Here is a 12,020-nt window from a genome sequence, read left to right on the forward strand (position 1 = left end):
CCCCGCCGTTCCCGCGCGGCCGCCATGCCGCGGGAACGGCGACTGAATACCGATGCGCGGCGGCCAGGCCGACCACCTGCCGCCGCGCGCCCAACGAGGTTCTTGCCATGAACGCCCCGCTTCCCACCACCGCCGCCCAAGGTGCCCGGCCCACGCTGGCCGAACTGGAGGCGCGCGACGCCTTCGCTTCCCGTCATATCGGCCCCGACGCCGCCGAGCAGCAGCACATGCTCGAGGTGCTCGGCTACGGCAGCCGCGCCGCGCTGATCGACGCCGTCATCCCCGCCGCCATCCGCCGCCGCGACGGCATGCCGCTGGGCGAGTTCACCGAGCCGCTGACCGAGGAAGCCGCGCTGGCGAAACTGCGCGGGCTGGCCGGCAAGAACCAGGTGCTCAGGAGCTTCATCGGCCAGGGCTACTACAACACGCTCACGCCGGGCGTCATCCTGCGCAACATCTTCGAGAACCCGGCCTGGTACACCGCCTACACGCCGTACCAGCCGGAGATCTCGCAGGGCCGCCTGGAAGCCATGCTGAACTTCCAGCAGATGGTGACCGACCTGACCGGCCTGGACATCGCCAACGCCTCCATGCTCGACGAAGGCACCGCCGCGGCCGAGGCCATGACGCTGCTGCAGCGGGTCAACAAGCACGCCAGCAATACCTTCTACGTCGCCGACGACGTGCTGCCGCAGACGCTGGAAGTGGTGCGCACGCGCGCGCTGCCGCTGGGCATCGAGGTCAAGGTCGGGCCCGCGGCCGACGCCGCCGGCGCGCATGCGTTCGGCGTGCTGCTGCAATACCCGGGCGTAAACGGCGACGTGGCCGACTACCGCGCCATCGCCGAGGCCGTGCACGCCGCCGGCGGCCTAGTGGTGGCCGCCGCCGACCTGCTGGCGCTGACCCTGATCGCCGCGCCCGGCGAATGGAGCGCCGACGTGGCCATCGGCAACTCGCAGCGCTTCGGCGTGCCGCTGGGCTTCGGCGGCCCGCACGCCGGCTACATGGCGGTCAAGGATGCGTTCAAGCGCTCGATGCCGGGCCGGCTGGTCGGCGTGACCATCGACGCGCAGGGCAACCAGGCCTACCGCCTGGCCCTGCAGACGCGCGAGCAGCACATCCGCCGCGAGAAGGCCACCTCCAACATCTGCACCGCGCAGGTGCTGCTGGCGGTGATGGCGTCGATGTACGCGGTGTACCACGGCCCGCACGGCCTCAAGCGCATCGCGCAGCGCGTGCACCGCCTGACCGCCACGCTGGCCGCCGGCCTGGAGGCGCTCGGCTACACCCGCGCCAACGCGGCCTTCTTCGACACCCTCACGCTGGTGAGCGGCTTCCACACCGAGGCCATCCACGCGGCCGCCACCGCGCGCGGCATCAACCTGCGCCATGCCGGCGCCAACCGCATCGGCATCTCGCTGGACGAGACCGCCTCGCGCGCGGACGTGGTCGCGCTGTGGGAGATCTTCGCGCAGGGCAAGCCGGTGCCCGTGTTCGACGCGCTCGAAGCCACCGTGCAGGACGCCTTCCCGGCCGCGCTGGCGCGCCAGAGCGCCTACCTGACGCACCCGGTGTTCAACACGCACCACGCCGAGCACGAGATGCTGCGCTACCTGCGCGCGCTGGCCGACAAGGACCTCGCGCTGGACCGCACCATGATCCCGCTCGGCTCGTGCACCATGAAGCTCAACGCCACCAGCGAGATGATCCCGGTGACGTGGCCCGAGTTCAGCAACATCCACCCGTTCGCGCCGCTCGACCAGACCGTGGGCTACCGCGAGATGATCGACCAGCTCGAAGCCATGCTGTGCGCGGCCACCGGCTACGCCGCCGTGAGCCTGCAGCCCAACGCCGGCTCGCAGGGCGAGTACTCGGGCCTGCTCATCATCCACGCCTACCACGCCAGCCGCGGCGAAAGCCACCGCGACATCTGCCTGATCCCGTCGTCCGCGCACGGCACCAACCCGGCCTCGGCGCAGATGGCCGGCATGAAGGTGGTGGTGGTGGCCTGCGACGAGCACGGCAACGTCGACCTCGCCGACCTGGCGAAGAAGGCCGAGCAGCACAGCCAGAACCTCGCCGCCGTGATGATCACCTACCCGTCCACGCACGGCGTGTTCGAGCAGGGCGTGCAGCAGATCTGCGAGATCGTGCACAGGCACGGCGGCCAGGTCTACGTCGACGGCGCCAACATGAACGCGATGGTCGGCACCGCCGCGCCGGGCCAGTTCGGCGGCGACGTCTCGCACCTGAACCTGCACAAGACCTTCTGCATCCCGCACGGCGGCGGCGGACCGGGCGTGGGCCCGGTGGCGGTCGGCGCGCACCTGGCGGACTTCCTGCCCAACCAGGACAGCGTGGGCTACCGCCGCGACGACAACGGCATCGGCGGCGTCGCGGCCGCGCCGTTCGGCTCGGCCAGCATCCTGCCGATCTCGTGGATGTACATCGCCATGATGGGCTCGGCCGGCCTCACCGCCGCCACCGAGAACGCCATCCTGGCCGCCAACTACGTCGCGCGCCGCCTGTCGCCGCACTTCCCGGTGTTGTACACGGGCCAGCACGGCCTGGTCGCGCACGAGTGCATCCTCGACCTGCGCCCGCTGCAGAAGGCCACCGGCATCTCCAACGAGGACGTGGCCAAGCGCCTGATGGACTACGGCTTCCACGCGCCGACCATGAGCTTCCCGGTGCCGGGCACGCTGATGATCGAGCCGACCGAGAGCGAGTCGCTGCACGAGCTGGACCGCTTCATCGACGCCATGATCGCCATCCGCGGCGAGATCGCGCGCGTGGAGGACGGCAGCTTCGACCGCGAGGACAATCCGCTGAAGCACGCGCCGCACACCGCCGCGGTCATCACCGCCGACGCCTGGGAGCACAAGTACACGCGCCAGGAAGCCGCCTACCCGGTGGCCTCGCTGCGCACGCAGAAGTACTGGCCGCCGGTGGGCCGCGCCGACAACGTGTACGGCGACCGCAACCTGTTCTGCTCGTGCGTGCCGATGAGCGAATACGCGCAGCAGGACTGAACGCGGACTGGTCGGACGGCGTCCGGCAGACGCGGACGCCGCCGCCGCGCTATGCTGCGGCAGGCAGGCGCCGGCACGTGCCGGCGCGCCTGAGCGGAGGTCTGGCCGATGTGGAATCTCAGCGCCCCCTGGTGGGAATTCGTCCTGCGCGGACTGATCGTCTACGGCAGCCTGCTGGTGCTGCTGCGGCTCTCGGGCAAGCGCCAGATCGGGCAGCTGACCTCGCTCGACCTAGTGCTGCTGCTGGTGCTGTCCAACGCAGTGCAGAATTCGATGAACGCCGGCGACAACTCCGTCACCGCCGGCCTGATCCTGGCGGTGACGCTGATCGGCGCCAACCTCCTGCTGGCCTGGCTGAGCTGGCGCAGCCGGCGCTTCGAGAACGTGGTGGAGGGGCGCCCGCAGGTGCTGATCCACGAAGGGCAGATCTATCCCGACGTGATGAAGAACGCCCTCATCAGCCGCGACGACCTGCACAAGGCGCTGCGCCATGCCGGCTGCGAGCGCGTGGCGGATGTGCATTTCGCCATTCTCGAGAACGACGGCACCATCAGCGTGATGGTGAGGAAGGACGCGCCCGCCACGCCGCGCGACGCGGCCACCTCGCTGTGGCGCACCCCCATCAACAACGATAGCGACGCGCCGATCTGAAGCCGGCGCCAGCAGTCCCGCCCCCAGGAGCCATGCCGTGGCAGTCAGCGTCTTCGACCTGTTCAAGGTGGGCATCGGCCCGTCCAGTTCGCACACCGTCGGCCCGATGCGCGCGGCGCTGATGTTCGCCCAGGGGCTGGCGCGCGACGGCCTGCTGCCGCGCGTGGCCAGCGTGCGCGTCGAGCTGTACGGCTCGCTCGGCGCCACCGGGCGCGGCCACGGCACCGACCGCGGCGTCATCCTCGGCCTGCTGGGCGAGACGCCCGACGGGGTCGATCCCGACACCATCGAGCAGCGCCTGGCCGCGCTGCGCGCGGCGCGCACGCTGGCGCTGCTGGGCACGCACCCGGTGCCGTTCGTGGAGAAGGAGCACATCGTCTTCTACCGGCGCGAGGCGCTGGCCGAGCATCCCAACGGCATGAAGTTCCATGCCTTCGACGCGGCCGGGCAGCCGCTGCGCGAGGGGCGCTACCTGTCGGTGGGCGGCGGCTTCGTGGTCACGGCCGGCGCCGCCAACACGCACATCCTCGACGCCGACCGGCAGTTGCCGCACCCGTTCCGCAGCGGGCGCGCCATGCTGGAGATGGCCGCCGCCAGCGGCAAGAGCATCGCGCGCCTGATGATGGAGAACGAATGCGCGTGGCGCAGCGAAGCCGAGGTCAACGCCGGGCTGCTGCGCATCTGGGCGGTGATGCAGGCGTGCGTGGCGCGCGGCTGCCGCACCGACGGCGAGCTGCCCGGCCCGTTCAGGGTCAGGCGGCGCGCGCCCGAGCTATTCCGCAACCTGACCGAGCACGCCGAGCGCGCGCTGGCCGATCCGCTCTCGGTGATGGACTGGGTCAACCTGTACGCGATCGCCGTCAACGAGGAAAACGCCGCCGGCGGGCGCGTGGTGACGGCGCCCACCAACGGCGCGGCCGGCATCATCCCGGCGGTGCTGCACTACTACGACCGCTTCGTGCCGGGCGCCAGCCCGCAGGGCGTGATCGATTTCCTGCTGACCGCCGGCGCGATCGGCATGCTGTACAAGCTCAACGCCTCCATTTCCGGCGCCGAGGTCGGCTGCCAGGGCGAGGTCGGCGTGGCCTGCTCGATGGCCGCCGGGGCGCTGGCCGCGGTGATGGGCGGCACGCCCGGGCAGGTGGAGAACGCCGCCGAGATCGGCATGGAGCACAACCTCGGGCTGACCTGCGACCCGGTCGGCGGGCTGGTGCAGATCCCGTGCATCGAGCGCAACGCGATGGCCTCGGTCAAGGCCGTCAACGCCGCGCGCATGGCGCTGCGCGGCGACGGCGAGCACTACGTGTCGCTCGACTCGGTCATCAAGACCATGCGCGAGACCGGCGCCGACATGAAGACCAAGTACAAGGAAACGGCGCGCGGCGGGCTGGCGGTGAACATCGTGGAGTGCTGAGGCGCGCGCGTCGCCCGTGGCAAGCCGAACCGGCGCTTTCTGCTACGCTAGCCCGGCTACGCCATCACGACGCGCCACGCGCGCCACAACGGAGACCCGGCATGATCAAGATCAGCATCCTCTATCCGTACCGCAAGGACGGCAGGTTCGATTTCGACTACTACCGCGCGCGCCACATGCCGCGCGTGGCCGAGCTGTACGGCGCCCAGCCCGGCTACCGCGGCGTGGCGGTGGAGCGCGGCCTGGGTGGCGGCGCGCCGGGCTCCGACCCGGCCTACACGGCGATGTGCCACATCCTGTTCGATTCGCTGCCCGAGTTCGCGGCGGCCTCCAGGGCGGCGGGCAAGGAACTGCAGCAGGACATCCCCAACTACACCGACGCGGTGCCGGTGGTGCAGGTCAGCGAAGTGGTGGAGATCGGCTGACGACCGGCAAGAATGGCGCCGCGCGCGCGTGCCGCGGCGCTATCATGCGAGCAAACCACCGACCGGGCGGGCCGCCATGCAGACTTTCCACCAGTTGTTCGACGAGACCTCGTCGACCTACACCTACCTGCTGATCGACGCCGCCACGCGCGAGGCGCTGCTGATCGACCCGGTCGACCGCCAGCTCGCGCGCGACCTGGCCTGCCTGCAGGCCAGCGGCGCCAGGCTGGAATGGGTGGTGGAAACCCATGCGCATGCCGACCACATCACCTCGGCCGGCCACCTCGCGCAGCAGACCGGCGCGCGCACCGCGGCGCCCTCGGGCTGCGACATCCGCCCCGCGCAGATGCAGCTGATCGATGGCGACACGCTGCGGTTCGGCACCCAGGTGCTGCGCGCGATCCACACGCCCGGCCACACCGCCGGCAGCATGAGCTACCTGTGGGAAGAACCCACGCCGGCGGGCACCGTGCGCCGCGTCTTCACCGGCGACGCGCTGCTGATCGACGGCTGCGGCCGCACCGACTTCCAGTCCGGCGACGCCGGCACGCTGTACGACAGCCTTACGCGCAAGCTCTTCACGCTGCCGGACGACACCCTGGTCTATCCCGCCCACGACTACAAGGGCCGCACCGAATCCACCATCGGCCACGAGCGCGCGCACAACAGCCGCGTGGCCGGCCGCACGCGCGCCCAGTTCATCGAGATCATGGGCCAGCTCATGCTGCCCAGGCCCAGGCTGATGGACGTGGCCGTGCCCGCCAACCAGCGGCTCGGGCTGCGCGACGGCGAGCAGGTGCCGCACGGGGCCTAGCGGCGGACGGCGCGAGCCAGGCCCGGGAGGCGGAAGGAGGAAGGCAGAAAGCGCGGCGGTTCAGCCCGCCCAGCTGTCGCAGGTCTGGCGCACGGTCTCGCGCAGGCTGCGCGTGTCGGCGTCGATCTGGCGCACGCGCTCGGCGTCGCCGTCGCGGCTGCGCGCCAGCGCGCGGATATTGGCCAGCGCGTCGAGCGAGCCGAGCGCCTCGGCGTGCGGCACCAGCGCGTCGCAGATCGACACGATGTGATCGGCGATGGGCATGCGCGTGAGCTCGTTGGGATGCACGTACTCGCCTTCGAGGCCGAAGCGGCACGCCTGGAAGCGGTTGAAGGTGTAGACCAGGTAATCGTCTTCCTGCGGCATGAACGGGCGCGACAGCAGCAGGTAGCGCGCCAGCGCCTGGATGTAGGCGGCCACGTCGCAGGCGCGCTGCACGGTCAGCGGCGTGTCCATCACGCGGACCTCGATGGTGCCGAATTCCGGCTTGGGGCGGATGTCCCAGTAGAAGTCCTTCATGCTTTCGATCACGCCGGTCTTGCGCATCTTCTCGAAGTAGGCGGTGAACGCATCCCAGGTCAGCAGGTGCGGCGCGCGCCCGCTCATGGGGAAGGCCGCGACCGAGTTCAGCCGCGCCGAGGCGAAGCCGGTGTCCACGCCCTGCACGAATGGCGACGACGCGGCCAGCGCGATGAAGTGCGGCACGTAGCGGCCGATGGCGTGCAGCAGGAACAGCGACTCGTCGGCGCTCGGGCAGCCGATGTGCACGTGCTGGCCGAATACGGTGAACTGCTTGGCGAGGTAGCCGTACAGCTCGGAGATGTACTGGTAGCGCGGCGAGTCGGAGATGGTGCGGTCGGCCCACTGTTGGAACGGGTGCGTGCCGCCGCCGCAGATGCCGAGGTTGAGCGAGCGCGAGGCGTCCACCATCAGGTCGCGCATGGTGCCGAGCTCGTCCAGCGCCTGGGCGTAGCTGTGGCAGATGCCGGTGCTGATCTCGATCATCGACGGGCTGATCTCGGGCTTGATGTCGCCGGCGTGCTGGGCGCCCTTGAGCGCGCGCAGCAGGTCCGGCGCGAACGGCGCCAGGTCATAGTCGTGGCGGTTGACCAGTTGCAGCTCCAGCTCCACGCCGAAGGTCAGCGCCTCGGAGTGCTTGAACGGTTCGAGTGACATCAGCGCCCTCCTCCATTGCCTCTGACCTCGCCCGCATAGCGAAGTGCCCAGGCGGCCACGGCGGGCCCCAGCAACTGCTCGATCGCCAGCGTGCACAGGATGATGGCGGCCAGCGGCTCGCCGGTGGCGGGATAGAGCCGCGCCACGTCGCTCATCAGCAGGTAGGCCAGGCCCGACATCGGCGCCAGCGCCAGGCCCAGCGCCACGCACTGGCGCAGGCTCAGGCCCGAGAACGACCCCAGCGAGGCCACGCCGGCCAGCTTGGCGAGGTGGCGCAGCAGCACCAGCGCCACCGCGGCGGCGCCGCCGATGGCCCAGTCGTGCGCGGTCAGCGGCAGGCCCAGCGACACCACCATGACGATGATGAGCAGGCTGCCGGCGCTGCCGAAGTGCGCCGGCCACACGCGCGGCTGGCTGTCCTGGTGCTTGAACACCACGCCGGCCAGCATCAGCGTGAGCGGCATCGACAGCTTGAGCACGCGCGTGAGCGCCAGCGTGAACAGCACCAGCCCCACCAGCACCAGGAAGCTGTAGTGGTCGTCCGAGGCCATGCGCGCGTAGATGGCGTGGCCGAGCTTGCCCACCGCCCAGGCCAGCAGGCACGAACCCACCAGCAGGTAGAGCGGATGCAGCAGCGCGGCCCCCAGGTTGCCGTACTCCGAATGCAGCCAGCCGGTGGCGACCTGCACGATGGCCGCGGCATAGATGCTGTTGAGCGCGGCCATCGCCAGCAGCCGCTCGGTCACTTGTCCGTCGGCGCGCAGTTCGTTCTTCAGCTGCAGCACGATGGTCGGCGAGGTGCTGACCGCGATGCCGCCGGCCAGGATGGCCACCGCCGGCGTCACGCCCATCCATTGCAGCACGGCCGCCACCAGCCCCCAGGTCAGCAGGCTCTCGAAGGCGCTGGTAAACAGCAGCCAGCGGTTGGCGCGCAGCCACGTCAGCGACAGGCGGTGGCCCAGCTCGAACAGCGCCAGCGCGAGCGCCATGTCGATCAGGATGCGCGTCTGGGCGATCATGTCGTCGGTGACGATGCCGCGCCCGAGCATGCCCGCGAGCAGCCCGGTGGCGGCATAACCGACGATGCGCGGCAGCCGCAGGTAGCCGCGGCACACCTCGCCCGCCAGGCCCGCCCCGACCAGCGCCAGCCCGACCCAGAACAGTCCGCCCGGTGCCAGCGGCAGGCTTGGAAACAATTGGCTCAGTCCATTCATGGGTGACATGGTAACGGAGCGCCATGACATTCCGTGTCAGAGTTTGTCCGACAGGGCACGTAAGTTGCAGGGAACGTGATGCGTTCATGCATAAAAAAACGCCATCTGGCGGGATGGCGTTTTTTGGAGCGTCCTGCGGGCAGCCCGCTACACCCCCCAGAACTTCCACGCCGGCCGCGTGGCGCGCAGGCCGGTTTCCATGCGCGCGTACTGCGCGCGCGTGCGGCCCTGCGCCGCGCCGGCCGCGCGGGCCTTGTCGAAATAGGCCAGCGCGGTCTCGCGCTGCGCCAGCCCGAGCGCGGCCTCGACCGCGCCGAGCCAGGCCTCGCCGTCCCAGCGGTCGCGCGCGGCGAAGGCCGCCTCGAAGTCCGCCAGCGCCTCGGCGTGCAGCTTGTCGCCGTTGCGGATCAGCGCGCGCTGCACGCGCGGCAGGGCCTGGTCCCACGGATCGCCCTCGGTCAGCACGATGGCCTGCTCGAACAGCGGCAGCGCGCGCTCGGGCGTGCCGAGGTCGCGCCACACCAGGCCGAACGCGTTGTACAGCCAGGCGTCCTCGATCAGCAGCGCGCGCCGCTGCAGGGCTTCGATCTCGGCCAGCGCGTCGGTGCGGTCGTGCTGGTCCATGCTGGCGGTGCCGTTGCGCAGCAGGCCGGCGAAATGCGCGCGCGCGTGGGCCAGCGCGTGGGCGGCCTGGCTGCGCTCTTCCACCGGCAGCGCGTCGGCGCGGGCGTCCATGTGGGCCAGCGCGTCGCGCGCCGCCGACGTCACCTCGAAGCCACCGATGCCCTTCCAGGCATCCATCAGGCGGCTGAACACCCAGCCCACGTTGGCCGGGTCGCGCTCGAGCGGGTAGCGGTTGAGCACGTCGCCGGCCACTTCCACCGCCTTGGCGTGCTGGCCGCCGGCCACCAGGCCATCGAGCAGGTCGATCCAGTGCTCGATGAACTCGCTCGCCGCGATGCCTTTCTCGTGCAGCGCGATGCGCTCGGCGCGCTGGTCGGCGCCGTCGAGCCGCTGCGCGAGGTTGTGGCACAGCATCGAGTACAGGTGCGGGTCGGCGTCGTCGTAGCCGCCCTCGCCGCTGGCGAAATACCGCTCGAAGCGCGCCAGGCCGAGCCGGTAGGCATTGACCACGTGCGGCGCCAGCGCCGCCTCGGCGGCCGGCACGGCGTCGATGAACTCGGCCAGCGCCACGCCGGCGTGGTAATAGCCGGCCGCGTCGGTGGCGTTCTGCGCGAAGGCGAAGCGCGTCCACGGCTGGTCCTCGCCGGCCTGGTGGCGCCATTCCAGCTCGCGCACCTGGGCCTTGGGGTCGGGCGCCTGGCGCTGGTAGGTGGCGAGGTCATCCCATGCGCCGTCGAGCTCGCCGGCGCGGTAGCGCAGCGGCGCGCGGATGCGGCGCGCGTGCGGGTGGTCCGGGCGGGCGGCCAGCACGATGCCGGCCTGCTCGGCGGCGAACGCGTCGCCGGCGGCTTCGTCGAGCTCGAGCAGGTCGGGGTTGTCCAGCCCGATGCGCGCCAGGCACAGGCGCAGCATCGGCTCGGCCCGCTCGCCGGCGGCGTTCACGTGCGCCGCGGCCTGCGCCAGGATTTCCTCGGCGCCGAGGTCCGGCGCGCGGTACAGCAGGTCGTACCAGTAGGCGCCGGCGCCGGCGAAGTCGCCGAGCCGGTAATGCGCCAGCCCCGCATGCAGCCGCGCGCTCCACTCGCCGGAGGACAGGCCGTTGCGCAGCGCGGCTTCGTCCAGCCACGGCTGCGCTTCCTGGAAGCGCTCCATGCTCATCAGCAGCATGCCGTAGCGGTGCGCGATCATGCCGCGCGAGGACCAGCGGTGCGCGGGATGCAGGTCCAGCCCGGGCAGCCTGGCCAGCGCCGCGTCGAGCACGGCGAAGGCCTGCGGGGCGTCGCCGCGGTCGAAGTGCAAGCGCGCCCGCAGGCAGTCGAAATCCACCACCTGCGGCTGCGCCTGCGAGAGCTGGTCGAGAATGACCAGCGCCTCGTCGTAGCGCTCGGCATTGGCTAGCTCGATGGCGTGGTCGTAACTGACTTCCTGCACGGACACGGACAGCTCCTTCTGGGGTGGCATGGGCGAGTGCGGGATTATGCGCCATGCGCGGGTTTCCCGGTCCGCAGTGGAAGGGGGCCTTCCCGGCCTGTTTTCGCGGCGGCCAGGCCGGCGCGGGAAGCCCGGCGCGGCCGCCTGCCCCATTCAGGTGCGCCGGGCCGGCTTGGCCGACTTGATGGGCCGGCCGGCGCCGCGCAGGTCCGACCACTCGAACAGGCCGGCCAGCAGCAGGTAGACGCAGGCCACCGCCTCGGCGCGGAACAGCGGCGTGGTTTCCGCGTGCACCGGCAGCGCGCCGGCCACGCTGCACAGGACCAGCAGCAGCGCCAGCCACCAGCCCTTGAGGCGGCCGTCGAGAATGGGATCGGCGCCGAACACGGCGGCGTTGAACCACAGCCAGGCGACCGCCGCCAGCCACGGCTCGGCCGACAGGTCCCACCGCATCTGCGCGGCCAGCAGCGCGGCGCCCGCGGCCAGCGCCCCGCACTGGCCCTGCAGCAGGCGCGCGCGGTGGCGCTGGCGCAGCCACGCGCGCGTGGGCAGCACCAGCGACAGGTTGGCGCAGGCCAGCAGCAGGCCGAGCGGGAACGCCAGCGCGTGCGCGAACGGCGCGAACAGCGGCACCGACAGCACCACGTACATGCCGCCGATGGTCAGCGCGCCGCCCACGCCGATGCGCTGCAGCGCCGGCAGGTAGAGCAGCGCGAAGGCCAGCAGCAGCGCATACAGCTCGGCGCCGACGAACCAGCCGTAGAGCCGCGGCAGCGTGCCCGCGAACATGGCGAACGCGCCGATCACGGCATGGAGGCCGAACCAGCTCCACTGCACGCCGGGCCGCGCGCGCCAGCGCGCCAGCCGCTGCGTGACGGCCTGCTGCCAGCACCGCACGTACCAGATCCACAGCAGCATCGGCGCCGCCAGCACGGCGCCGCAGGTGCCCAGCGCCAGCCACGGCGACACCGCGCCGCGCCCGGCGCGCTCCTCGTGCATGACCAGGATCATCAGCGCCACGCTGGCCGCGATGGCGCCGATCCACAGCGCGTGGAACAGCTGGCCCCACGACAGCAGCGGGCGCGACACCGCCGCCTCCCACGCCGCCAGCACCGCGCCGTCGAAATGGAAATGGCGCGTCTCGGGCGTCTTCCAGCGCAACTGCTCCAGCAGCGCGCGCATGTCCCTGACGAAGGCGCCGCTCATCAGCATGCGCCAGCCGGCGCGGGCCGGCGGCGG

The 12,020-nt window shown here is 71.3% G+C and carries 8 protein-coding genes and 1 pseudogene; 5 read left to right on the top strand and 4 right to left on the bottom strand.

Going from position 1 to position 12,020, the window contains the following annotated elements; genetic code table 11:
* Nucleotides 1-107: 107 nt before the first annotated feature.
* From gcvP to K206_RS0100465, 5 genes are all read left to right on the top strand, one after another.
* The gene (gene gcvP, locus K206_RS0100445; protein WP_020200435.1) at nucleotides 108-3,032 is read left to right on the top strand and encodes an aminomethyl-transferring glycine dehydrogenase; all 2,925 of its coding nucleotides are present in this window, start codon (nucleotides 108-110) and stop codon (nucleotides 3,030-3,032) included.
* Nucleotides 3,033-3,140: 108 nt separating this feature from the next.
* A complete protein-coding gene (locus K206_RS0100450) occupies nucleotides 3,141-3,683 on the top strand; it encodes a DUF421 domain-containing protein (protein WP_020200436.1) in 543 nt (180 codons plus the stop codon).
* Nucleotides 3,684-3,720: 37 nt separating this feature from the next.
* Nucleotides 3,721-5,097 carry an L-serine ammonia-lyase gene (locus K206_RS0100455; RefSeq protein WP_020200437.1) on the top strand — a complete coding sequence of 459 codons (1,377 nt, stop codon included), beginning with the start codon at nucleotides 3,721-3,723 and terminating at the stop codon, nucleotides 5,095-5,097.
* 101 nt (nucleotides 5,098-5,198) lie between these two features.
* Nucleotides 5,199-5,522 (top strand): EthD family reductase, encoded by a 324-nt coding sequence (locus tag K206_RS0100460; protein ID WP_020200438.1) that lies wholly within the window; start codon nucleotides 5,199-5,201, stop codon nucleotides 5,520-5,522.
* Nucleotides 5,523-5,598: 76 nt separating this feature from the next.
* Nucleotides 5,599-6,336: an MBL fold metallo-hydrolase gene (locus K206_RS0100465; RefSeq protein WP_020200439.1), complete on the top strand. Its 738-nt coding sequence runs from the start codon at nucleotides 5,599-5,601 to the stop codon at nucleotides 6,334-6,336.
* A gap of 60 nt (nucleotides 6,337-6,396) precedes the next feature.
* Here K206_RS0100465 and K206_RS0100470 read toward each other — a convergent pair whose 3' ends face one another.
* The 4 genes and pseudogenes from K206_RS0100470 to K206_RS43535 all read right to left on the bottom strand — a co-directional run.
* Entirely contained in the window at nucleotides 6,397-7,512 is a 1,116-nt protein-coding gene (locus K206_RS0100470; protein WP_020200440.1) for a YbdK family carboxylate-amine ligase, read from the bottom strand.
* Nucleotides 7,512-8,735 (bottom strand): cation:proton antiporter, encoded by a 1,224-nt coding sequence (locus K206_RS0100475; protein ID WP_029043058.1) that lies wholly within the window; start codon nucleotides 8,733-8,735, stop codon nucleotides 7,512-7,514. Before K206_RS0100475 ends, K206_RS0100470 begins: the two co-directional genes overlap by 1 nt.
* 138 nt (nucleotides 8,736-8,873) lie before the next feature.
* A complete protein-coding gene (locus K206_RS0100480) occupies nucleotides 8,874-10,787 on the bottom strand; it encodes a tetratricopeptide repeat protein (protein WP_020200442.1) in 1,914 nt (637 codons plus the stop codon).
* 147 nt (nucleotides 10,788-10,934) lie between these two features.
* Nucleotides 10,935-12,020, bottom strand: a pseudogene (locus tag K206_RS43535) (hypothetical protein); the annotation flags it as partial.

This window comes from Cupriavidus sp. WS (assembly GCF_000395345.1).
Classification (GTDB): Bacteria; Pseudomonadota; Gammaproteobacteria; order Burkholderiales; family Burkholderiaceae; genus Cupriavidus; species Cupriavidus basilensis_B.

What these genes read in the sequence shown, in the direction of transcription:
- gcvP (WP_020200435.1), top strand. Translation starts at nt 108, where the DNA reads ATGAACGCCCCGCTTCCCACCACCGCCGCCCAAGGTGCCCGGCCCACG.
- K206_RS0100450 (WP_020200436.1), top strand. Translation starts at nt 3,141, where the DNA reads ATGTGGAATCTCAGCGCCCCCTGGTGGGAATTCGTCCTGCGCGGACTG.
- K206_RS0100460 (WP_020200438.1), top strand. Translation starts at nt 5,199, where the DNA reads ATGATCAAGATCAGCATCCTCTATCCGTACCGCAAGGACGGCAGGTTC.
- K206_RS0100465 (WP_020200439.1), top strand. Translation starts at nt 5,599, where the DNA reads ATGCAGACTTTCCACCAGTTGTTCGACGAGACCTCGTCGACCTACACC.
- K206_RS0100470 (WP_020200440.1), bottom strand. Translation starts at nt 7,512, where the DNA reads ATGTCACTCGAACCGTTCAAGCACTCCGAGGCGCTGACCTTCGGCGTG.
- K206_RS0100475 (WP_029043058.1), bottom strand. Translation starts at nt 8,735, where the DNA reads ATGTCACCCATGAATGGACTGAGCCAATTGTTTCCAAGCCTGCCGCTG.